Source organism: Streptomyces sp. S.PNR 29 (assembly GCF_030386795.1).
Classification (GTDB): domain Bacteria; phylum Actinomycetota; class Actinomycetes; order Streptomycetales; family Streptomycetaceae; genus Streptomyces.
This window is the reverse complement of sequence record NZ_JANUQM010000006.1, coordinates 148,745-171,437: the sequence shown is the minus strand read 5'-3', so window position 1 is coordinate 171,437 and position 22,693 is coordinate 148,745. Positions and strand designations below refer to the sequence as shown.

General features: G+C 68.6%; 19 protein-coding genes, 1 tRNA gene and 1 pseudogene. 14 read left to right on the top strand and 7 right to left on the bottom strand.

Translation table 11 applies throughout. The features are described from left to right. Window positions 1–346 precede the first annotated feature (346 nt). The 4 genes from NW895_RS18040 (at window position 347) to NW895_RS18025 (ending at window position 3,520) form a co-directional block, all read left to right on the top strand. Window positions 347–1,081 carry a hypothetical protein gene (locus NW895_RS18040; RefSeq protein ID WP_289936730.1) on the top strand — a complete coding sequence of 245 codons (735 nt, stop codon included), beginning with the start codon at window positions 347–349 and terminating at the stop codon, window positions 1,079–1,081. A gap of 760 nt (window positions 1,082–1,841) precedes the next feature. Further along, window positions 1,842–1,964 carry a hypothetical protein gene (locus NW895_RS18035; RefSeq protein WP_289936729.1) on the top strand — a complete coding sequence of 41 codons (123 nt, stop codon included), beginning with the start codon at window positions 1,842–1,844 and terminating at the stop codon, window positions 1,962–1,964. A gap of 208 nt (window positions 1,965–2,172) precedes the next feature. Next, window positions 2,173–2,670: a tyrosinase family oxidase copper chaperone gene (locus NW895_RS18030; RefSeq protein ID WP_289936728.1), complete on the top strand. Its 498-nt coding sequence runs from the start codon at window positions 2,173–2,175 to the stop codon at window positions 2,668–2,670. Next, window positions 2,654–3,520, top strand: a complete 867-nt coding sequence (locus NW895_RS18025; protein ID WP_289936727.1) for a tyrosinase family protein — start codon at window positions 2,654–2,656, stop codon at window positions 3,518–3,520. Before NW895_RS18030 ends, NW895_RS18025 begins: the two co-directional genes overlap by 17 nt. Window positions 3,521–3,942: 422 nt before the next feature. Here the strand turns inward: NW895_RS18025 and NW895_RS18020 are convergent. Continuing rightward, a pseudogene (locus tag NW895_RS18020) lies at window positions 3,943–4,188 on the bottom strand (chaplin); the annotation flags it as partial. Between the two features lie 263 nt (window positions 4,189–4,451). On the opposite strand from NW895_RS18020, the gene NW895_RS18015 reads away from it, so the two are divergent. From NW895_RS18015 to NW895_RS17995, 5 genes are all read left to right on the top strand, one after another. Beyond that, window positions 4,452–4,721 carry a hypothetical protein gene (locus tag NW895_RS18015; protein WP_289936726.1) on the top strand — a complete coding sequence of 90 codons (270 nt, stop codon included), beginning with the start codon at window positions 4,452–4,454 and terminating at the stop codon, window positions 4,719–4,721. Window positions 4,722–4,923: 202 nt separating this feature from the next. After that, window positions 4,924–5,190 (top strand): hypothetical protein, encoded by a 267-nt coding sequence (locus tag NW895_RS18010; protein ID WP_289936725.1) that lies wholly within the window; start codon window positions 4,924–4,926, stop codon window positions 5,188–5,190. Between the two features lie 273 nt (window positions 5,191–5,463). After that, entirely contained in the window at window positions 5,464–5,730 is a 267-nt protein-coding gene (locus tag NW895_RS18005) for a hypothetical protein (RefSeq protein WP_289936724.1), read from the top strand. Window positions 5,731–5,962: 232 nt separating this feature from the next. Next, entirely contained in the window at window positions 5,963–6,235 is a 273-nt protein-coding gene (locus tag NW895_RS18000) for a hypothetical protein (protein WP_289936723.1), read from the top strand. 131 nt (window positions 6,236–6,366) lie between these two features. Further along, the gene (locus NW895_RS17995; protein WP_289936722.1) at window positions 6,367–6,645 is read left to right on the top strand and encodes a hypothetical protein; all 279 of its coding nucleotides are present in this window, start codon (window positions 6,367–6,369) and stop codon (window positions 6,643–6,645) included. A gap of 150 nt (window positions 6,646–6,795) precedes the next feature. Here NW895_RS17995 and NW895_RS17990 read toward each other — a convergent pair whose 3' ends face one another. Both NW895_RS17990 and NW895_RS17985 read right to left on the bottom strand, forming a co-directional pair. Then, window positions 6,796–7,767: an alpha/beta hydrolase gene (locus NW895_RS17990; protein WP_289936721.1), complete on the bottom strand. Its 972-nt coding sequence runs from the start codon at window positions 7,765–7,767 to the stop codon at window positions 6,796–6,798. Between the two features lie 254 nt (window positions 7,768–8,021). Continuing rightward, window positions 8,022–8,094, bottom strand: a tRNA-Arg gene (locus tag NW895_RS17985). 321 nt (window positions 8,095–8,415) lie between these two features. Here NW895_RS17985 and NW895_RS17980 point away from each other — a divergent pair. From NW895_RS17980 to NW895_RS17960, 5 genes are all read left to right on the top strand, one after another. After that, complete coding sequence (locus tag NW895_RS17980; RefSeq protein WP_289936720.1) at window positions 8,416–10,023, top strand: dynamin family protein; 1,608 nt, start codon at window positions 8,416–8,418, stop codon at window positions 10,021–10,023. A 3-nt stretch (window positions 10,024–10,026) separates the two neighbouring features. After that, a complete protein-coding gene (locus tag NW895_RS17975) occupies window positions 10,027–12,144 on the top strand; it encodes a GTP-binding protein (protein WP_289936719.1) in 2,118 nt (705 codons plus the stop codon). Window positions 12,145–12,450: 306 nt separating this feature from the next. Beyond that, window positions 12,451–12,915, top strand: coding sequence for a single-stranded DNA-binding protein (locus NW895_RS17970; RefSeq protein WP_289936718.1), 465 nt, complete (start codon window positions 12,451–12,453; stop codon window positions 12,913–12,915). A gap of 269 nt (window positions 12,916–13,184) precedes the next feature. Then, entirely contained in the window at window positions 13,185–14,594 is a 1,410-nt protein-coding gene (locus tag NW895_RS17965) for a TQXA domain-containing protein (protein WP_289936717.1), read from the top strand. 231 nt (window positions 14,595–14,825) lie between these two features. Beyond that, the gene (locus tag NW895_RS17960) at window positions 14,826–15,932 is read left to right on the top strand and encodes a substrate-binding domain-containing protein (RefSeq protein WP_289936716.1); all 1,107 of its coding nucleotides are present in this window, start codon (window positions 14,826–14,828) and stop codon (window positions 15,930–15,932) included. A 50-nt stretch (window positions 15,933–15,982) separates the two neighbouring features. Here NW895_RS17960 and NW895_RS17955 read toward each other — a convergent pair whose 3' ends face one another. From NW895_RS17955 to NW895_RS17940, 4 genes are read right to left on the bottom strand one after another with little or no spacing between them, the layout of a single operon-like run. Next, window positions 15,983–17,464 carry a class I SAM-dependent DNA methyltransferase gene (locus NW895_RS17955; protein WP_289936715.1) on the bottom strand — a complete coding sequence of 494 codons (1,482 nt, stop codon included), beginning with the start codon at window positions 17,462–17,464 and terminating at the stop codon, window positions 15,983–15,985. A 59-nt stretch (window positions 17,465–17,523) separates the two neighbouring features. Continuing rightward, window positions 17,524–18,492 carry a DUF4357 domain-containing protein gene (locus tag NW895_RS17950; protein WP_289936714.1) on the bottom strand — a complete coding sequence of 323 codons (969 nt, stop codon included), beginning with the start codon at window positions 18,490–18,492 and terminating at the stop codon, window positions 17,524–17,526. After that, entirely contained in the window at window positions 18,492–19,832 is a 1,341-nt protein-coding gene (locus tag NW895_RS17945; RefSeq protein WP_289936713.1) for a restriction endonuclease subunit S, read from the bottom strand. Before NW895_RS17945 ends, NW895_RS17950 begins: the two co-directional genes overlap by 1 nt. Further along, a complete protein-coding gene (locus NW895_RS17940) occupies window positions 19,829–22,672 on the bottom strand; it encodes a DEAD/DEAH box helicase family protein (protein ID WP_289936712.1) in 2,844 nt (947 codons plus the stop codon). The genes NW895_RS17945 and NW895_RS17940 overlap by 4 nt, the downstream gene beginning before the upstream one ends. Window positions 22,673–22,693: the final 21 nt, after the last annotated feature.

Below are 22,693 nucleotides of genomic sequence, written 5' to 3'. Positions count from 1 at the left end.
CGTCCGCCCAGAGGGGTGCTCGGGAGGTTCGCAACTCTAGTCATCAACCGGACAAATTCGGTGATATTCGATGAAGTACGACAAGTGTGTCGGAATGGTGAAGCCGACCCCTCGTCACGAGCCTGGTCCGCCGGGCTGTGCCCTCCTCCCGGTTCCTCCGCGCAGGGCGGCCGGTGCCGCTCTCCCGACGGGGCCGGGACAACCGCCCTGGAGTACCGCCTCATCAGGCAGGACGAAGCAACGGAGTGAAATACGGAATACACGAAAAGCGCATGAGCGGTTGCGGGAAGTCATGGGCGCTTTCACGGTTGGCTCAAGATCCGACGCCCGTCGAAAGGAACCCCCCATGCGTGCTCTGCCCGCGCGGCGCATCGCGTCCAGCGCACTGTGCGCCGCCCTCCTGGTCGGGATCACCGGCCCCGCCGCGATGGCGGCCGACTCTGCCCGCGAGCGCGGCCATGCGGCGTCGCCCGATGCCCGGCGCGCCGGCGCGGACGCGCTCCTCGGTCAGGTCAGGACCATCTACGGCGGCGAGCTCGCTCCGGTCGCCGACCTGCTGAACGCCGTGCTCAAGGCGGACAACGGCCGACTGACCGCCGCCGAGGCCAGGAGACTGGGAGACGCCGCGAAGGCCGCCCTGGACAAGGCCGCGGCCGAGCAGGCCGCCAAGACTCCGGCGACGGGCGTGTTGCTGCTGGCTCCCCCCAGGCGCGACACCGACTCCACGGTCGACGCCGACACCGACCTCACGAGCGGCACGCTGGACGCCGTGGACGACTTGCTGGACACCGTGGAGGACGCCGTCGACGACCTGCTCGAAGCGCTCACCTCCAGTGACGACACCGAGGTGGCTCCGTCCGTCGACGACCTGCTGGCCGAGTTGGAGGACCTCATCGACGACCTGCTCGACGACGGCCTGCTCCTGCTGCCGACATCGGTGTCGACATCGACGCCGACGCCGACGCCCACAACGACGTCGTCATCATCGTCATCGATGTCGACGACGCAGGAGACTTCGGTGTCGGTCGGCACGCTTCCCGAGGCCACCCCGTCGGCGATGGTGCGGCTGTCGGACTGGTGAGCATCCGCACGGTACGGCTCCGGCCCGTCCAGCCGTGGTGCCCGCTCCAGGCGGCTGCACCACGGCTGTTGCGGTTCCCGCCTTTCTCCCGGCTTATCTCCGGCCTTTTCCCGTTCCAGGGGCCCGGCCTCTCCGGTTTCTCATATGAGGAATCGGCAATTTCAGCCCCTCTGGTTTCCGCCCCGGCCAGGGCTCGTTAGGCACGGCGACAGAATCCCCTCCGGCGACCTGCGTTGCCGAAGAAAGGAACACGATGAAGTCTCTGAAGGCTGCTGCGGTCATTGCCGGGTCCCTGATCGCCGCCGGTTCCGCCACGCCTGCGTTCGCTCACAACGCCCAGGGCTTGGCGCCCGCCGGCCAGAGCACCCCCGACCTGGCGCCGACCGGTACGAGTGCTCCGGCCGCGGCGCCTGCCGTTCAGAGTGCTCCGGCTCCGGTGTCCGCCGCTCAGAGTGCTCCGGCTCCGGTGCCTGCTGCTCAGAGTGCTCCGGCTTCGGCGCCTGCCGCGCAGAGCGCCCCGGCCCAGGCGCCTGCCGCGCAGAGCGCTCCGGCTTCGGCGCCTGCTGCCCAGAGTGCTCCGGCTTCGGTGTCTGCCGCGCAGAGTGCCCCGGCTTCGGCGCCTGCTGCGCAGAGTGCCCCGGCCCAGGCGCCTGCCGCTCAGAGTGCTCCGGCTTCGGCGCCTGCCGCGCAGAGCGCCCCGGCCCAGGCGCCTGCCGCGCAGAGCGCCCCCGACCTGGCGACCACCGACCTCAGCGGCGGCGTGAAGACCAAGGTCCCCCTGGAGGCGAGCGCCTCGGGCAACAAGTCGCTTCTCCCCACGCTGAAGGAGACCGCGGCCGCGCTGAACGACGCCAAGCCGCTGCGCGGCAATCTGTGGATGTAGGGCTGAGCCCCCAAACCGTACGGAGTCGGCCCTCGGTGGAGCTTGAGGGCCGACTTTCCCTGTGTACGGCCAGTGACGCCGGCCCGATTCTCGCCCCCATGTCACCGAAATGGCCTCCGGCGATCACTGTCCTGGCCGCGCGGCGGTGACCGCGCGGGGCGTTCGGCGGTTACCGCTACGGACAACCGAACCGGACGGGGAGTGAACCATGGTCGTCAGCGTCGGCGAAGTCCCGGGGGGTGCCGAGGACGGAGCACCTGGCCCGGAGCGGCCCGGACCGGCGGGCAGAACGCGGCGGGATCTGGTGCGCGGTCTACGGAATTGCGCGCTCACCGCGGTCCTGGCCTCGGCGTTCGCCGCCTTTCTGCCCCCGCGTCCCGGACCTGGGCGCGCCCCGGTCGGCACGGGCTTCGAGGCGACCTACCGCGGCCGCCGCATCCGAGGTGTGTGGATCCCCGGGCGCGGCACAGCCGAGGACGGCCAGTGGCAGGTCACCGTGGACGGCCGTCCTCTGCATCTGATGCGCCGCGCCGACGGCACCTGGCTGAGCATGGTCGACCACTACTGCTCCTACCGGACACCGCTCGAAGCGGCGCGCGCCGCCGTCGACGAACTCGGCCCCGGTCAGCGGCTGCGCGTTCCGGCCCCGGAACCGGCGGACGGTGGACACCTGCACATGGGGCACCGGCATGGCGTACGTGCGTAAGAACGCCGGCATGCTCACGGGAGCCGAGAAGCGCCGGTTCGTCAAGGCGCTGCTGGAGGTCAAACGGCGGGGTGAGTACGACGAACTCGTGCGGATGCACATCGCGTACTTCTCCTCCGACGGCGAGCACGGACTGCGCGCCGCGCACATGGCGCCCTCCTTCCTGCCCTGGCACCGCCGGTTCCTGCTCGAACTGGAGCGTGCGCTGCGCCGGGTGGACTCGTCGGTGACCGTGCCGTACTGGGACTGGACCCGCGACCGCACGACCACCTCCGTCCCCTGGACGGCGGACCTCCTCGGCGGCAACGGGCGCCGGTCCGATCACCAGGTGATGACCGGACCGTTCGCTTATCGGGAGGGCAACTGGGCCCTCAAGGTGGGCGTGACCGACGAGAAGTTCCTCACCCGGGACCTCGGTCGCCCCCGCAGCCCGATCGACCTGCCCACGAAGAGCGACCTGGAGTGGGCGCTGAAGGACCCCGCCTACGACATGGCGCCCTGGGACTCGACGGTCACGCGGGGTTTCCGCAACAAGCTGGAGGGCTGGGGCACCGGCGGGGGCCCCAGCTCCTGGCGCAACCACAACCGGGTGCACCGCTGGGTCGGCGGGGCCATGCTCGGCGGCGCCTCCGTCAACGACCCCGTCTTCTGGCTGCACCACGCCTTCGTCGACCTGCAGTGGTACCGCTGGCAGCGCCGGCACCACGGAGCCCGCTACCTTCCCGCGGCACCGCCGGGCCGCGACGACGAACAGCACGGCCGGATCGTGGCACGGCACCAGAAGCTGCCGCCGTGGGACGTGACACCGGATGAGCTGGAGGACGTCAGCCGGATCTACCGGTACGGGTGAGCTGCGCACGGCACGTGCGGAGAGCCCCGGCGTTCGTGGATGCCGGGGCTCTCGGACGAGGTCGACAGACGTCAGTGGCCGTAGCTGACGCGGGCCTTCTCGACGTGCTTCTCGGTGTGCTTCTTGTCGTACGTCTTGTCGTACGTCTTGTCGCTCTTTTTGTCACACGCCTTGTCGTACGTCGTGTACTGCTTCTTGTCGTGGGCCTTCTCCGACGCCTTGTCGTGCGCCTTGTGCTGCTTCTTGGCGTCCGCCTTGTCGTGCGCCTCGTGGTGCTTCTTGTCGTGGGCCTTCTCCGACGCCTTGTCGTGCGCCTTGTGCTGCTTCTTGGCGTCCGCCTTGTCGTATGCCTCGTGGTGCTTCTTGTCGTGCGTCTTCTTGTGCTTCTTGTCGTGCTTCTTGTCGTGCGTCTTCTGGTGCTTCTTGTCGTCGCCGTTCTTGCAGACGTTGCCGAGGGTCGGGTTGAGACCGCCGAGTCCGGTGACGGTGTTTCCGCACACGTTGATCGGCAGGTGGATCGGGACCTGGATCACATTGCCGGAGATGAAACCGGACGAGTCGACCGCCTTGGCCTTGGCGCCGGCGTCCGCCGCCGCGAGACCGGGCCCGCTGAGCACCACGGCTCCCGTACCGAGAGCGACAGCGCCGACTTTCGCGATGCGAGACATCAAACGTTCCCCTTAGTGAATCGGTGGGTGCGGGCGCAGAGCGCGCCGCACTGCCCCTTCAACGCGAAGCCTCCGGACCGGTAACGGTCCGCGACAGGCTCCCGCCTGACGTGACCACTCGGCTCCGCCATCCGAGGTATGCGCAGCAGTCCTCGTAGCAGCTTTGGGCGTTTCGTCATTAAAAATGACAAATGCCGCCTACAGTGATGACTGTTGGTGCTCAGTCCCTCACGGACTGTGTCGACACGAGAAACGGAGAGGTAATGCGCAAGTACCAGAGGGCCATGTTCATCATGGCCATGCTCGGCAGCACCGGCTTCCTGGGTGCCGGCGTCAGCCACGCCGGGGGCGACGGCTTCGGGTTCGGGCTCGAGAGCAGCCAGGTGCAGAGGTGCTCGGCGAACGAGGTCAACATCTCGGGCAGTGAGACGGGCGCCGTCTTCGCTCCGGTCAACACCGATGGCACCCAGCTCATCGACCAGAGCGATGTCAACGCGGCGAACTGCGCTCAGATCGTCGGATTCGGCAGGTGATCACCGACTAGGTGATGTGGGCAGGTCCCGGCGCTTGAGCCAGGGTCCGAGTGCCGGGTCTGCCGTCTGGATTGTGCTTTTTTCCAGAAACATTCACGCTTGGGCGTTTCGCGGTGTCGAAAGGTCGCAACATCCCCTACAGTTGGCAACTGTTAGTGACCAGACCGTAACGGACTGTGTCGACACGAGAAACGGAGAGGTAATGCGCAAGTACCAGAAGGCCGCGGTCGTCATGGCCATGCTCGGCAGCGTCAGCTTCCTGGGCGCCGGCGTCGGCCACGCCAACGAGGACGCGAAGATCAAGCTCGACAACAAGCAGAGCCAGGAGTGCTCGGCCGACGAGGTCAACATCACGGGCAGCGAGACGGGTGCTGTCTTCGCCCCGGTCAACACCGCCGGCATCCAGCTCGTCGACCAGAGCGAGCGTACGTCGGTGAACTGCGCTCAGCTCTTCACCATCGGCAAGTAATTGCCGATCGGGCGACTCAGGCGGGCCCTGGCGCTCGGACCGTGTGTCCGAGTACCGGGGCCCGTCGCCTGTCGTGGGGTTCCGGCTGCCCCGGTCGAGCTTTTTGGTGACTTGTTCGCCCGTTGCGCGCACAGTGGTGCGGAAATGCGCAATTTTTCCTGATAGAGACCCAATGGGCGTTTCTCGTGGAAAAAGGCAGAAAGATCGCCTACGTTGAAGGCTGTCGGTGACCAGACCGTAACGGGCTGTGTCGACACGAGAAACGGAGAGGCAATGCGCAACTACCAGAAGGCCGCAGTCGTCGTGGCCATGCTCGGCAGTGTCAGCTTCCTGGGTGCTGGCGTCGGCCACGCCGGCGGGGACGCGAAGGTCAAGCTCGACAACAAGCAGCACCAGTCGTGCTCGGCGGACGAGGTCAACATCACGGGCAGCGAGACGGTCGAAGGCTTCGCTCCGGTCAACACCGGCGGTCTGCAGCTCGTCGACCAGAGCCAGCGCACGTCGGTGGAATGCACTCAGGTTTTCGCCATCGGCAGGTGATCACCCGTCAGGGTGACTTAGGCAGGCCCCGGGACTCGAACCGTGTGTCCGAGCCCGGGGTCTGCTGTCTTGTGGCACTCGGTGTGTACAGCTACCTACCGGATTATGGGTCTTTTCCGGACATGCTCCTCTTGAGCGTTTCAGCCGCCAAAAGGCGCAAACCTCGCATACAGTTGGCAACTGCCCGTATTCAGCCCGTTACGAGCTGTGTCAACCTGAGAACGGAGTAGTAATGCGCAAGTACCGGAAGGCGGCAGTTGCCGTGGCCATGCTCGGCAGTGTCAGCCTGCTGGGCGCCGGCGTCGGCCACGCTGCCGGCGGAGACCCGAAGGCCAAGACCGACAACCCCCAGCAGAGCCAGAAGTGCTCTGCGGACGAGACGAACTGGTCGGTCATCACCGTCGGCGACGTCAACCTCGCAGTCAACGCCCTCGGTATTCAGGTCAACGACCAGAGCGAGCGCAAGTCGGTGCAGTGCACTCAGGTCATCCCCGCCGGCAGGTAATCACTCATCAGGTGCAGGCAGCCCTTGAGGCTCGACCAGGTGTCCGAGCCCCGGAGCTTGCCGTCTGGCTGTCCGGAACGACTCCGCGGTCCAGTCACGGGGCCGGGGGCCGACTGTAAAGGAAGAGGCAGATGTTCAACTCGAAGAAGATCGCAGCGGCAGTGGGTGTCCTGGGGAGCTTCGCTCTGATCGGTGCCGGCGCCGCCCAGGCCTTCGCCGGTGATGGCTCCAGCCGGTGTGTCGACAGCGGCAACGGCTACACGCGCTGCACGCAGGTGAGGGAGGCTCAGGTCACCACCGACAAGCGCGGAAACGTCACCATCGTCAACGACTCCACGCAGAGCTGCCCGGCGTCGAACGGCCAGATCAACTGCGTCAGCACCTTCGACGTCCCTGGCAAGAAGTCCTGACGTCCGACCAGACGGCCGAGGCGCCTTTTGCCGTCGGCGCCAGTGGCGCAGGTCCACCCGCGCATACGGAGAATGGCCGGGGGCCCGGTACCGGGCCCCCGGCCATTCTCCGTATGTCTCCGATGTGCGAAGCCGCTCACCGGCCGAGCGTCACCCGACTGCGGTAACACGGCGGGCGCACAGCGACTCGACGGGATTGCAGTACGGCAGGTGGTCGATGGGACGGTCGGTGCAGAACCGGCCGATCAGATCCGAGGTCTCCTCCTGGCGTTCGACAGTGACCAGGTGGTCGGCCTCCTTGATGGTGGTGAACAGAGCCGCGGGCATCACCGAGGCGACCTCCCGGCCCATCTGGGGGGTGCACAGGGTGTCGTACTCCCCGGTGAACACCAGGGACGGCACGTCGGGGACGGGCAGCGGCTCGTAGCAGCCGTGTGTCATCAGCCTTGTGTTGTGCTCGACCGCCTTGTCGACCTCGTCCTGCGTCTGGTTCATGAACTGCCGCTGGAGGAGGCGTGCCACGGCCGCGTGCTTGCGGACCTGGCCGGCACCGGGGTTCGACATGAACAGCTGCACCAGTCCGCTCGCGGCCTCAGCGATCTCGCCGCGGTCGAGCGCGTGGGCGAGACGCGGTACGGCGTCGGCGTAGATCTCGGGGATACGTTTCGCCGCGCCGCAGAAGACGATGCGGCTGACGAACTCGGGGTAGAGCTGCGCGAAGCGGAGACCGACGACCTCACCGAAGCAGCCGCCGAAGAGGTTCACTCGCAGCATGCCGATCTCCACCAGCATGTGCTTGAGCGCGGCGGCCAGGAAGTCGATGCCGTACCGGGCGGGCAGGAAGTCCGCGGCGCCGTAACCGGGAAGATCCACGGTGATCATCGTGCATAGCGGTGCCAGCCACTTTTCGTGCCCCTGCCATGAATATCTGTTCTGGGACGACCCTCCGAGCAGCACCAACGGCGCGGTCTGCGGGGCGCTTTGGTGGACGATGCGGCACTTGTACGCGAAGCCCTCGAAAGCGAGGCTTCGCTCCTCCACCTGCTCCGATGCCGGCGGAACGGGTGCGCGGCGACCTGCGTTGGGTGAGTCCTGGGCGGCGATGGTGACGGCAGTGCGCATGAACGGCTCCAGGGCAGACGGAACTAGTACGAACCGTTCCAGAGTTACCAAGAAATCTCACCATCTGGATGTAACCGAGCAATTGTGGGCGATCCTGATGAAATCGCTTAATGCGGATATGGTTTGTCATGACGGCGACCCGGGGGCGTGGGTTCGCTCTCGGGTGGGGCGGATCGTCACGGCATTGACACGGCGCTGGTCGCGGCGCTGGTTCCGGCAGCAAAAACGCCCTCCCGAGGGAGGGCGAGGCTGGGCGCCCCCGGCAGGACTCGAACCTGCGGCCAAGCGCTTAGAAGGCGCCTGCTCTATCCACTGAGCTACGGGGGCCTGGTGTGGTGGCCTCTGTCGAGGTGCCCGGGTGTGGGCGGATCTCTGACGTTGCCGGGGACAAGGATAGGGCTCCCGCGTCCTTGTCCCTGTTGCTTCGCCTCCGTGGCTCGATGTGGAGGTTCGGTGAAGCGGTCCTGATAATCGCAGGCAGGTACGAATCGTGCACCGCTTTTGGCGTCTCACGCATCGGGTGTTGTGCACTCGTTATGCCTGGACTGTACGCCTGTCCCACTAGTCCCTTCCGTCCCTTCTGTTCCGTCGGCGCGCAGGCATGCTCATATGCTTCAGAAATCCCCCGAAATTGGGCATTCTTCGCATGTGGTGACCTTGGACGTACGGCCTCAGCTGCTCGACGCACTCTCCGCCCTGCGCGACCGTGTCGCCGCCGCACGCTTCCCGCTGCCCCTGGCGGGGGCCCCACGCGCGCGTGCCAATCGCGACGAACTGCTCGCGCAGCTCGACGACTACTTGGTGCCCCGGTTGAAGGAGCCCCAAGCGCCGTTGCTGGCCGTCGTGGGGGGCTCCACCGGGGCCGGGAAGTCGACGCTGGTGAACTCGCTCGTGGGGCGGCGCGTCAGCGAGGCGGGGGTGCTGCGGCCGACCACCCGGACGCCGGTGCTGGTGTGCCATCCGGAGGACCATCACTGGTTCAGTGGGATGAGGGTCCTGCCCGATCTCACGCGCGTGTGGGTGCCCCAGCCGGGGCCGGCGGACGATCTGCTGCTCCCGGGGGAGGACCCCACCCGCGTACTGCGGATCGAGACCGTCGACACCCTCCCGCCCGGCCTGGCCCTGCTGGACGCGCCCGACATCGACTCCCTGGTCTCCGACAACCGCGTCCTCGCAGCCGAGCTGATCTGCGCGGCCGACATCTGGGTGATGGTCACCACAGCCGCCCGCTACGCCGACGCCGTGCCCTGGCACATGCTGCGCACCGCCAAGGAGTACGACGTCACCTTGATCACCGTGCTCGACCGCGTACCTCACCAGGTCGTGTCCGAGGTCTCGCGGCAGTACGGAGCACTGCTCACCAAGGCCGGGCTCGGTGACGTACCCCGGTTCACCGTGCCCGAGCTGCCCGAGTCCGCCTGGGGCGGCGGGCTGCTGCCGGCCACCGCCGTGGCGCCGCTGCGGACGTGGCTCGTCCATCATGCGCAGGACCCGGTGGCCCGGCAGCACGCGATGGCCCGTACGGCGTACGGGGTCCTCGACTCCCTCAAGTCCCGGATGCCCGAGCTGGCCAGTGCCGCCGCAGCCCAGTACGCGGCCGCACTGCGCCTCACCGCCGCCGTCGACGCGGCCTACGACAACGAGCACACGCGCGTGCGGGGCCGGCTGCAGTCCGGGGCCGTGCTCGCGGGGGACGCCCTGAAGCGCTGGCGTGCCTTCCCCCTGGACTGCACCGCGGGGGAGCTCCTCGATTCGCTGGTGGAGAGTCTGACCGCCCTCCTGCTGTGCGCCGTCACCGCCGCCGACGAGCGCGTCGACGAGGCCTGGCAGCGCGAACCGGCGGCGAAGGCTCCGGAGCTGGCGGTCCGGGATCCCTCGCTGGAGAGCGCCGAGCACCGCATCGGGATGGCCGTACGGCGGTGGCGGCGGGAGCTGGAGGAGTACGCCGAGGAGGAGGCGCGCGAGCTGGAGCGCGGTGTCGCGCCGGATCCCGAGGTGCTCGCCGCCCTCCTGGCCACCACCCTGCTGGGCGGGCGCCGGACATGGTCCACGGGGGAGCAGCTCGCCGAGCGGATGGGCGTCCACGGCGCGCTGCGGCTGCGGGAGCGGGGCGGGCGGCTGCTCCTCGACCTCGTGGACCGGGTCATGCACACCGAACGCGAACGCCGTCTCGCCCCGCTCGACGCGCTCGACGTCCATCCGGAACCCCAGGCCGAAATGATCGCCGCGCTGTCCGTACTGCTGAAGGAGAGGTGACCGGTGACCGCCGTCACTGACCAGGACCACACCGAGCACTCCGATCACACGGGGGACGCGGCCTCGAAGGACGCGGCCTCGGGGGAGGACCACGGGCACGCGGAGGGCGCCGAGGGAGCCGGGGACGCCGAGGACGTCGAGCGTGCCGGGGACACCGAGGGTGCAGAGGGCGCCGAGGGTGCCCCGCAGGACGTCCGGGACGAGGAGCAGCGGCCCGAGAAGCGCGCGAAGGGCCCCCACGCGCGCGTGTGGGACGCCATCGTGTCCCGTCGCCGTAAGGCAGCGGAGGTCTCCGGCCGTGCGGACCGCGCGGACCGCACCGACAGGGCGGAGCGTCCGGAGGGTGCGGACTCCGCTCGTGGGGACTCCGCTCGTGGGGACTCCGCGCGCGGGGCTGGTGGGGACTCCGCTCGTGCGGACTCCGAGCCCGTCTGGGACGACGGGCTGATCGCTCGGCGGGTGTCCGAGGCGGCTGCCGCGGAGCAGGCGGCGGCCGTGGAGAGCAGGGCGCCCAGCGCGCCGGCCGTGACCCCCCTGGTGTACGACGGGCCCCTCAGGTCGCGGCTCGACGCGCTGCGCGAGCTGGTGGGGCTCTCCCGCACCCGGCTGGACAGCAGGACGCTCGCCGAGGCGGGCCGGGTCCTGGACGAGGCCGCCGCGCGGCGCAGGCTCTCCGGGCAGCACACCGTCGTCGCCATCGCGGGCGCGACGGGCAGCGGCAAGTCGCAGCTGTTCAACGCGCTCGCGGGCGTGACGATCTCGGAGACCGGCGTCCGCCGGCCGACCACCGCCGCCCCCATCGCGTGCAGCTGGAGCGACGGCGCGTCGAGCCTCATCGAGCGGCTCGGTATCCCGCCCCGGCTGCGGCGGCGCCCGCTGCAGAACGCGGAAGCGGAAGCGCAGCTGCGCGGGCTCGTCCTGGTCGACCTGCCCGACCACGACTCGGCGGCCGTACAGCACCGCGAACAGGTGGACCGCATCCTGGCGCTCGTCGACGCGGTCATCTGGGTGGTCGATCCGGAGAAGTACGCCGACGCCATGCTCCACGAGCGCTATCTGCGGCCGATGGCGGGTCATGCCGAGGTCATGTTCGTGGTCCTCAACCAGATCGACCGGCTGCCCGGGGAGGCCGCCGAGCAGGTCCTCGACGACCTGCGGCGGCTGCTGGACGAGGACGGGATCGCCCTCGGGGAGTACGGCGAACCGGGCGCGACCGTGCTCGCGCTGTCCGCGCTCACCGGGGACGGCGTCGGGGAGCTGCGTGAGGCGCTCGGCCAGTTCCTGGCGGAGCGGGAGGCTCCGGCGCGTCGGATCTCGGCGGACGTGGACGCCGCGGCGTGGCGGCTGCGGCCCGTCTATGTCACCGGCCGCAGGGCAGGGCTCAGCGAGGAGGCCCGCAGGGAGTTCGCGGACCGGCTCGCGGACGCGGTCGGCGCCACCGCGGCGGGCGAGGCGGCGGAACGCGCGTGGCTGCGCAACGCCAACCGCGCGTGCGGGACGCCCTGGCTGCGGCTGTGGCGCTGGTTCCAGGACCGGTCCGAACCGCCCACGGGACGGCTCCCGCTGCGCACCCAGGCGGACGAGGAGGCCACGGCCCGCCAGCGCGTCGAGCACGCGGTGCGCACGGTGGCCGACCGTGCGTCGGCCGGGCTGCCCGCGCCGTGGGCGCAGGCGGTGCGCGAGGCGGCCGCCCGCGGCTCCCAGGGGCTGCCCGAGGCACTGGACCGCCTCGCGGCACGGGCGGGGGTGCCGGCGGGACGTCCGCCGCGTCCGGGCTGGTGGCCGATGGCCGTGCTGGTGCAGGCCTGCATGACGGTCCTCCAGTTCGTGGGCGGTCTGTGGCTGCTGGGCCAGATCCTGGGGGTCATGGCGCCGAACCTGGGCGTGCCGGTGCTGCTGATGATCATCGGCATCGTCGGCGGCCCCCTCGTCGAGTGGAGCTGTCGCGTGGCGGCACGCGGCCCGGCCCGGCGGTACGGGCTGGAGGCGGAACGGCGACTACGGGAGGCGGCCGCCGGGTGCGGCCGGGCCCGGGTGCTGGATCCGGTGGCGGCGGAGCTGCTGCGGTACCGGGAGGTGCGGGAGCAGTACGCGAAGGTCGTGGGGTCCGGGACGAGATGAGGTGAGAGACAGGCTCGGCGTTGTGGCCCAGGGCTCCCCTCACCCGTACGAGTGACGGAGTTCTCCACAGGCGGGCGGCGGTCCACAGGGCTCGGCGGGCCCGGCTCGGCGGAGGCAGTCTGGCTTCGCGGCGACCGTGACGGACGCGGTCGCCGCGGCAGCGCGGCGGTGTGCGAAGAGGCAGCGCCGTCGCGGCAGCGGCGGTGTGCGAACGGACAGCGCCGTCGCGGCAGACGCAACCGTGCGGGACGGGCCCGTACGCGTATCCGCCTGACGTGCGTGTGTCGGGTGAGGGAGGGATCCGGGATGAACGAGACGATCATCTGTGTGGTGGGCAACGTGGCGACCCAGCCGGTGTACCGGGAGCTCGCGAACGGACCGTCCGCACGGTTCCGGCTGGCGGTGACCTCCCGCTACCTGGACCGTGAGAAGAACGTGTGGACGGACGGCCACACCAACTTCTTCACGGTGTGGGCCAACCGGCAGCTCGCCACGAACGCGGCGGCGTCGCTGAACGTGGGCGAACCCGTCGTCGTGCAGGGCCGGCTCAAGGTGCGCACGGACGTGCGCGAGGGGCAGAGCTGGACCTCGGCGGACATCGACGCGATGGCGATCGGGCACGACCTCGCCCGGGGCACGTCGGCCTTCCGGCGCCCCAACAGGCAGGAGTCGGCGGCCTCTCCACCGCAGTCCGAGCCCAACTGGGAGACAACGGGGGAGTCGTCGGACACGGCCGCACAACAGGAGCCGGAGCCCGCTGTCATGACATGACGTCAGCCGACGTGTCGACTTTCGCGAGCTGACCGAACTGCGGCTTATCGGCGAGTGCGCACCGAACGCCCGGGGTGGATTTGTCGATAAGTCCTGCTCATCTGCGGTGCGGCGATAACGATTCCGAGTCGGATCGATGATCGGACCGTCTCACCGGGAAGCGCGGTGTGCCACGTCTTTAGGATGCCGGACATGCCCTCCGGGGCTGGTGATTCTGCTGGTGGGACCGTACCCCCCACGTCAACGGGTCCTGCTCGGAAGGGAATTTGGTGTTTTCTTCGTTCTCTGCGCTGTCCGCGCGCGGGCGAGGGGCGGCCCGCCTCGCCGCCGCGACCCTGGTGTCCGGGCTCGTCGCCGCGGGCGTGCTGGCCGGTGCCGGCACCGCTTCCGCCGACGACGGGACGGTGCAGAGCCAGGGCGGGGCGACCGCCACGATAGGCGGCCTGAAAACGTACGGAGCCGCCGTGATACACGACGTCTCCGGGGACCAGCAGGTGCCGGCCGGCCTGTTCGAGATGTCCGTGGACGGCGGCGGCATGCTGCAGACGTACTGCGTCGACATCCAGAACCCCACGCAGAAGGACGCCAAGTACCAGGAGACGCCCTGGAGCGGCACCTCACTCGGTGCCAACAAGGACGCGGGCCGGATCCGCTGGATCCTGCAGAACTCCTATCCGCAGGTGAACGACCTCGCGGCCCTGGCCAAGAAGGCGGGCGTCCGCGGCGCCCTCACCGAGCAGGACGCGGCGGCCGGCACGCAGGTGGCCATCTGGCGCTACTCCGACGGCGCGGACGTCGACGCCGCCGACCCGCAGGCCGAGCAACTCGCGGACTACCTGCACAAGAGCGCCCGGACCCTGGCCGAGCCCGAGGCGTCACTGACCCTCGACCCGCCCGCCGTCTCCGGTCACCCCGGTGAGCGGCTCGGCCCGGTGACCGTGCACACCAACGCCGACGGTGCGACGCTGACGCCGCCGGCGGACGCCGCCACCAGCGGAGTGCGGATCGTCGACAGGGACGGCAGGCAGGTCACGTCCGCGGCGAACGGCAGCCAGGTGTTCTTCGAGGTGCCCGACGACGCCCCGGACGGCACGGCCGAGTTGACCGTGCAGGCCTCGACCACCGTGCCGGTCGGCCGTGCCTTCACCTCCGAGAGCCGGAGCCAGACCCAGATCCTGGCCGGCTCCAGCGAGTCGACGGTCTCGGCGACGGCGAGCGCCATGTGGGCGACGAAGGGCGCGATACCCGCCCTGTCCGCGACGAAGAACTGTGCCAAGGGCGGCCTGGACATCACCGCGGCCAACGAGGGCGACGAGGCGTTCACCTTCGAGCTGATGGGCGTCGAGTACAGCATTCCGGCGGGTGAGTCCCGGACGGTGACGATCCCGCTGCGGGAGGACCAGCCCTACGACTTCACGATCAAGGGGCCGGGCGGCTTCGAGAAGCGGTTCGCCGGCGTGCTCGACTGCCGGACGCAGGGTGACGAGGGCGGCGAGTCCACACAGATCCTCAGCGAGCCGAGCCCGGCCACGGTGGGCGGCACGGCGACGGACACCAACCTCGCCGAAACCGGAGGCTCTGGCGTCACCCCCCTCATCGGCGGCATCGCCATCGCGCTGGTGCTGATCGGCGGGGCGGTGCTGATCGTGGTCCGCAGGAAGGACATGCCTACTCAGTAGGCAGCCGGTGTTCGACCGCGACCGGGACGGGCGGCAGTTGCCGCCCTCACCACATGGCGGCCGGCACGGCGAGCGTGTCCGCTCGGCAGGAACCTCCACCGGCCGTCTCAGTGACTCTCCGTTGTGCCCGCCGCCTTGTTCCCGCCGCCTCGCGCCGCCCGGCCTATCCTGACAGTGAGTGGCCGAGGTGGGCGGTCAGGGGGATTCTCGGACGAGCCAGGAGGTCCCCCTGTGAGGGCGCATCGGGGTCGTACGGCCATCGCCGCAGCCGCATTGGCGCTGGCCGCGCCCCTGGCCGCCTGCGGGGCGGGAGGGGAGTCCGCCGACTCGGGCGGGACCGCCTCCGGCAAGGGCGGGTTCACGGTCGGCCTGCTGTTCAGCCAGATCGTCCAGACTCGCTGGGAGACGTTCGACAAGCCCCTGATCGAAAAGAAGCTCAAGGAGCTGTGCGAGGACTGCGCGCTGGAGTACGCCAACGCCGAGGGGGACGTGGCCACCCAGCAACAACAGGTGGACACCCTGATCAACAAGGGCGTCAAGGTCCTCATCCTCTCCGCCGTGAACTTCAGATCCATGGCCCCCTCGGTCCAGAGGGCACACGACGCGGGCATCCCGGTCGTCGCCTACGACGGCCTCGTCGAGGGCCCGGTCTCGGGTTATGTCTCCTTCGACAACGAACGGGTGGGGAAGCTCCAGGGCGAGGCGCTCCTCAAGGCCCTGGGCGACAAGGCGGACGAGGGCCAGATCGTCATGATGAACGGCCCCCAGACCAGCCCGACCAACATTTCCTTCAAGAGGGGCGCGCTGTCCGTCCTCAAGGGCAAGGTCAAGATCGGCCAGACGTACGACATCCAGGGCTGGAGGCAGGAGACCGCCCACGCCGACATGGGCCGCGCCATCGCCGCCCTGGGCGCCGACAGCATCGACGGCGTCTACGCCGCCAACGACGGCCTGGCCGCCGGCGTCATCGCCGCCCTCAAGTCCGCCGGCATCGAGCCGCTGCCGCCCGTCACCGGCCAGGACGCCGACCTCGCGGCCGTGCGGCGCATCATCAGGGGCGAGCAGTACATGAGCGTCTACAAGCCCTTCAAGGCCGAGGCCGACGCGGCCGCGGACATGGCCGTCGCCCTGGGCCGCGGTGAAACGCTCGACAACATCGCCAGGACCACGGTCGATACCCTCACCACCGAGGACATCCCCGCCGTCCTGCTCGACCCCATCCCGGTGACCGTCGGCAACATCAAGGACACCGTGGTCAAGGACGACGTGTACACCATCGGCCAGATCTGCACTCCGCAGCTGGAGTCCGCCTGCAAGAAGGCCGGGCTCACCCACTGACAGCGGGATGCCGCGAGCCCGTGACAGACGATCCGAGGCAGTCCGCAGGGTCAAGCCCCGCTCGTCCCCCTGGCCTCCAGATCATGGGCGACGGCCGCGAACTCTTCCAGGGCGGCGGTGAGGTCGTCGACGATCTCACGGGCGATCACGTCGGGGGCAGGCAGGTTGTCGAGGTCCTCCAGAGACTCGTCGCGCAGCCAGATGATGTCCAGGTTGACCTTGTCACGGGCGATCAGCTCGTCGTAGGTGAACGACCTGAAACGCTCGGACTCGACACGTTCCTCAAGGGGCCGGCCGGGCCTGACGGACCGGACGAAGTCATCGAGGTCCTTACGGGTCAGCGGGTTCTTCTTGAGCGTGAAGTGCTTGTTGGTCCGCAGGTCGTACACCCACGTCCTGGTGGTCCACGGGGTCTCGCTGGCCGGTTTCTTGTCGAAGAACAGCACGTTCGCCTTCACACCCGGTGCGTAGAACACGCCGGTGGGCAGGCGCAGGATCGTGTGCAGGTCGAAGTCGTCCAGCAGCCTGCGGCGCAGGGTCTCTCCGGCACCGCCCTCGAACAGCACGTTGTCCGGCAGCACCACCGCAGCCCGGCCGTTGATGTCCAGGATCGTCATGATGTGCTGCAGGAAGTTGAGTTGCTTGTTGCTGGTGGTGACCACGAAGTCGTTGCGCTCGATCTCCCGGTCCTCGCGCGCCTCCCTCCCATCGGCCCCCACCATCGTGATCGAGGACTTCGTGCCGAAGGGCGGGTTGGCCAGCACCACCGACCAGCGCTCACCGGGGTCGGCCACCAGGGCGTCCTTGACCTCGATCAGCGACTCGCCCTTGGCGTCCCCCATGCCGTGCAGCAGCAGGTTCATGGCGGCCAGGCGCGCAGTGCCGTCCACGATCTCCACGCCGTGCACGAACGACGCCTTGAGGTGCCGGCGCTGCTCGGGGTTCATGCGCGCTGCGTTCTTGGACGCGTACTCGTGCGCCCCCAGCAGGAACCCGCCCGTGCCGCAGGCCGGGTCGATCACCGTGTCCTCCACGGTGGGCTGCACGACCTCCACCATCGCGGAGATGATCGAACGCGGGGTGAAGTACTGGCCCGCGCCCGAACCCTTGTCGCTGGCGCCCCTGGACAGCAGAGCCTCGTAGGCGTCGCCGTTGATGTCACCGCCGGCCGACCAGCTCTCCTTGTCGATCAGGTCGTGGACGAGCCGTTTGAGGATCGCCGGGTCCTGCACCCGGTTCTGTGCTTTGCGGAAGATCGTGCCGAGCATGCCGGGCTGACGGCCCAAGCCCTGCAGGATCAGCGTGTACTCCGTTTCGAGGGCTGCGCCGTCCGTGTCCAGCAGGCGCTGCCAGGAGTACTTCTCCGGGACGATCTGCTCAGGCTTGAGCGGCCGGTGGGCACGCTCGTGCGCCATCTTCAAGAACAGCAGGTAGGTCAGCTGCTCGGTGTACTCCAGCACGCCCACCCCGGCGTCCCGCAGCACGCCCGCGTACGACCACATCTTGTCGACCAGCCGGCGAGTGTCCGACACGTTGTTTCCTTTCCTGCCCAGGACCCACGCCCTGCGAGATCAGTATGTTCCGAGGCCGGTCAGCGAGTGCTGTCGGACTCCCAGGCTCCGTAGGTGACGCCGTCCTCGGTGAGCCAGGCGATCCGTCCGTTCAAGGACACCCGCCCAGCGATGACCGCCCCGGCGGCCGAAGGAGAACCGAACACGACATCACGAGTCAGGCGCGCGGTCCCGTCCGGGCCAACGGCGATCGACCCGTCCGCGACCAGGTCACGATGCTGGCCCTGACGAAGCTTGTACTGCTTGGCCGACGAAGCCTTGTAACCGGAGCGGTCCGGCATCTCAGCAGCCACCTGCGAGCCGGCCAGAACCGTGAACTCCCCGTCGATGACCTGCGCCTGAGCACCGGGCATCTGCGCCAGGTGAAACACCGGCGAGACCTCCGCCTCAGGCTCCGGCTCGGACTCGACGACCGGCACCGGGCCACCGGACCCGGTCGGCGCGGGCTGCGGGACGGCAGGAGTACCGGCGACCGGACGAGTGGCCCTGCCCCGCAGTACGTCCACGCCGAGAACCGGCAGGAGGATCTCCAACTGCCTGACGAACTCCTCCATGTCCGAAGCGTCCGCCTCGGGAAGGTCGGCGCCGCCGGTGGGCTCGTTGCCGTTCTCCAGCGGGACCCGGCCGATCGCCTTGGCCATGCCGATCAGCTTCGACTCCAGCCAGCGCACGTGCGCACTGGTCAGGTTGGAGTCCTTCGAGGTGATGACCACGACCTCCGACCAGAAGTCCTTGCTCTGGTCGTGCTGGCCCAGGCGCTTGGCGACGTTGTCGGACTGCCCGACGTACGCCTTGGTCTTCCCGGTCTCCTCGTCCTCACCCAGCAGGATGTAGACGCCGGTCTTCTGCGCCTCCCGACGGTCCCGGATGCGCCCCAGGTCCTTGCGGGCACCCTTGAGCAGTTGCCCGGTCCACGTCATGATCTCCGCGGTCGTCAGACCACCGACTTTGCCGTCCACCAGGAACAGGCGCACCTGCTTGCCTGCCATCAGAGCGGGATCCCCTCATCGGTCAGGTCCCCGGCAGCGTCGGCGGCGGCTTCCTCGGCCTGCTCGACCTCGGAGGCCACGCCGGTCAGCCGGCCGGAGAAAGCGGCTGCCAGGAGCGAACGGCGCAGGGATGCCGCTCGACGACGGGCAACGGCGATGTGCTGCGCTTGGAGGTCGAGCCGGGAGAGCCTGCTCTCGGTCACTGCGACGATTCGCTGCTGATCGGCGAACGGAGCAAGCGGAATCATGACCTGCTGCAGTTTCCTCACGCTGAGGGTGTGGAGTCCGCTTGAGGAACTTGAGACACGAGACAGGTGCTCCCGGATCTTCGGGGAGTTCCAGACCAAGCCGAGGTACCCCGGATCGATTTCGTCACCAGGGCGCACGCGGATCAGGTGGTTCTGGTGCACGGCGTCGGGAATGCTCCCGTCCCAGACAGCCGCACGGCCGATCTGGTCGGGACTGCCGTTTCCCTCGACAACCAGCAAGTCCCCCTTGCGTAGACGGTACTTGTCGATCTCACCCTCGAAGAGCTCGACCTCGTGCACCTCGGTCAGGTCGAGCCCCGTCGAGGTCACGTTCGCGACCCGCAGGAAAGGGAACTTGTTCAGCACAGGGTGGCGCTTGGCCTGCTTCTGGATACCACCCTGAATCGCCGCGACTTCGGGCAGAGCCACAGTCCGCCACCCTTCGGGGCCGCTCGCGGGAGCTGCGGTGGCAGCGTGCTCTGCTGTCCGGGCTGGGAAAAACGCGTCGTTGAGCAGAGCGCGGCGAAGTGACCCAAGACGCCGCTCCGCAGCGTCGAGGTAGTCGACGCCCGCGTCGAGGCGGGAGAGGTGGTCCTCCAGCACTTCGACGATGCGTGCTTCGGCGGCTTCACCGAAGCGCGGGACCTTGAATCCCTTGATGCTCTTGAGGGTCACATGGGGCAGCTGGGTGCCGGTGGCTGAACCCTTGAGATGCTGCCGGAACTCGGGACCGCTGAGCCAGTGATAAAGGTAAGCGCCGTCGACCGAGTGGGGGCGAATGCGGGCGACGCGCTGGACGAGCAGTGCGGGGAGGTCACCGGGACGAACCCGGGCGAGCTTGAGGCCCGCGGAGATGAGCGGGCGGTCCATCCCGAGGATGAGATCCCCCTCCTGGATCGCCAGGTGCTCATAACCCGCGAGCATCGACTCCGGCCAGGTCTTCGTGCGGTCCCATCGCAGTGCCCCGGGTGCGATGTTGTCGCCTCGGAGCAACCGGACTCCTTCGTCCGGTCCACCGAAGTGGGCGCTTTTGAAGGCGGGGCCGGAATCGACCGCCGCGACCTCGCCGACGGTCTGGAAGACAGGCGTCACGCGGTCAGCTCCTTGTTCAGGCTCGCCAGGAGGGTCCCGGCCTGGGCACCCAGGTCACGCAGAGCGCCGTCGATGCCGCCGCGCTCGTCGAACGGGGCGCCGTCGAGCTGGTCGACATCGATTCCGGCCGAGGACGCGATCACGTCGGCCATGTTGTCCAGCCACCACTTCTGCGTATCGGTGAAGACGACGCCGGCCTGCTCCTGCTGAAACAGCCAGCCCCGGTAGCGCTCGCGGACCTTTTCCGCGTACGGCACCAGCTCGTCGTCGGCTGCAAGGGTAAAGCGCAGCAGGGAGACCAGGTCCGTGACCTGGGCGTGTGCGTTCGGACGCACCCGTCCCTTCTCCACCTGCTCGTAGGCTTCCCACAGCCGCTGTGGGGTCCACCGGTGCGGCGGGCGGGCGATGCGGTCCGCCAGCTCCTTGATGTGGGCGAACGCGCCCCCGGGGGGCTTCGAACCGGATTCCTCCGCCTGCTGCAGGACCTGGATCGCGGAGATCTCCGCGCGGTGCTCGTCCAGGTAGGCGCGCCAGTCCGCGACGATCTCACGAGCCTTGTCCTCGGCACGTACGCCGTAGGCCTCAAGCAGGGTGTCGGGGTTCGTGTCGTCGATGATCAGGTCGTGCCGGCGGCGCAGTTCCATGATCCGCGTACGCAGCTCGGGATTGGCCGCCAGCGGGGTGATGGCCTTCTCGATCAGGTCCTCCACCACCTGGTCACGGTCCGCGCTCTCACCGGCGGCCTCGACGGCTTCAGCCTGGTTCTCGGGGTCGCACGCCTCGACCAGCTTCTTGACGATCCGCTTGAGGGGCTGACCGGCGACCTTGTCGAGCTCGGCCCGCTCAGCCGGGGTGACCTGGAGCTCCAGGGCTGCCAGGCGGGAGGCCAGGGTGGCCGTCTCGTCCTCGGTGATCGTCAGGTTCGCGGTCTTGTCCAGGAGTTTTTCCAGGCTGATGCCTTTCTTGCGCATCAGCGGCGGGTCCACGAAGCCGTGCTCGGTGACGCCGATGGCGTCGACGATGACGAACCTCGTCTTCTCCTGGGCAACCGGGCTCTGCTGGGAGTCAGGGGTGACGGCCTGGAAGTCGGGCTTGGGGATCGTGCGCGCACCCCGGCCCTTCATCTGCTCGAAGTACTGCGCGCTGCGCACGTCCCGCAGGAAGAACACGCACTCCAGCGGCTTGACGTCCGTGCCGGTGGCGATCATGTCCACCGTGACCGCGATCCGCAGACGCGCGGAGGTGCGGAAGGCCTGCAGGTGGCCTTCGGGGTCCTTGGCCTGGTAGGTGATTTTCGCGGCGAAGTCATTGCCCTTGCCGAATACCTGCCGCACCTGTGTGACGACTTCCTCGGCGTGGGTGTCGTCCTTGCAGAAGATCAGTGTCTTGGGGACCGCGGTGCGGCCGGGGAAGATTTCGGTGAAAAGCCGGTCGCGGAAGGTCTCCAGGACGGTGCGGATCTGGTTGGGGTTCTGCACCGCCCGGTCCAGTTGGCTCTTCTTGTATTCGACCTCTTCGTCGATGGCCTCGATGCGCTGCACGCGGGTGCGGCGGTCGACCTTGGGCACGAACGTGCCGGCCTCGATCTTCGAGCCGTTCTGCGAGACCTCCGTCTTGATGCGGTAGATGTCGAAGTCCACGTTCACGCCGTCGGCCACCGACTGGGTGTACGTGTACTGCGAGACGAGGTTCTGGCGGAAGAACGCGAACGTCTGCTTGCCCGGCGTGGCCGTGAGCCCCAGGATGTGGGCGTCGAAGTACTCCAGTACGCCCTTCCAAGCCCCGTAGATGGAGCGGTGGGCCTCGTCCACGATCACCAGGTCGAACGACTCCGGTGGCATGTCCGGGTTGTAGGCGACCTCCACCGGGGCATCCGGTACGAAGTTGTCCAACGCGGGGTCGTCGCCCTCGGGGACGTCCTTGCCGCGCAGCACGGAGTGGACGCGCTGGATCGTGGAGATCACCACGTTCGACGATTCCAGCATCCCCAGCCCGGTCAGACGCTGGACCGAATACAGCTCGGTGAACTTCCGGCCGTCGTCCGGAGTGTCGTAATTGCTGAACTCCGCAGCGGTCTGCTTGGCCAGGTTGTTGCGGTCGACCAGGAAAAGCACCCGCTTGAATCCCGCGTGCTTGAGCAGCCGGTAGGACAGAGTCACGGCGGCGTACGTCTTGCCCGCACCGGTGGCCATCTGGATCAGCGACCGGTCTGCGCGCTGGGCCGCCAGGGATGCCTCGGTCCCGGAAATCGCTTCGGTCTGCGCGGGCCGCAGCCGTTCCACGTTCAGCGGCGGCATGCGCCGCACCTTTGCTCGCCAGGTCGGAAAGGCGGGGTCGTCCTGTGCTTCCCGAATTATTCGTGCGAGGGTGGCCGGCTTGGGAAAGTTGAAGATCTTCCTGGCCCGCGGCTCAGGGTCGTAGCCGTTGCTGAAGTGAGTCTCCGACCCGGAGGCCTCGAACACGAACGGGATGCGATCAGCCACCGTGTGCGCACGCCTGCGATGCTCCGGCGGCAAGCCGGTGGCGTACATCGCCGACTGCCACTCCACGCCTGACAGGGTCGTGCCCTGAGGCTTCGCTTCGATGACCCCGACGACCTTCTTCTCCACGTACAGCAGGTAGTCGACCCGGCCGTGGCCCGGCGCCATCACGACCTCCCGCACCGCGACACCGTGCACGCCGGGTTCACCCGCGAACAGGTTCATCGCCTTGCGGTCCTGCACCGCCCAGCCCGCGGCAGTCAGCTGGTGGTCGATAAGGGCACGAGCGCGTGCCTCCGCCGGGAGACGGGAATCATGGTCATTGCTGTTCATCGCTTCCTCGGCGTGGGTGCGGGGCATGCTGCCAACTGAGTGCAGGGG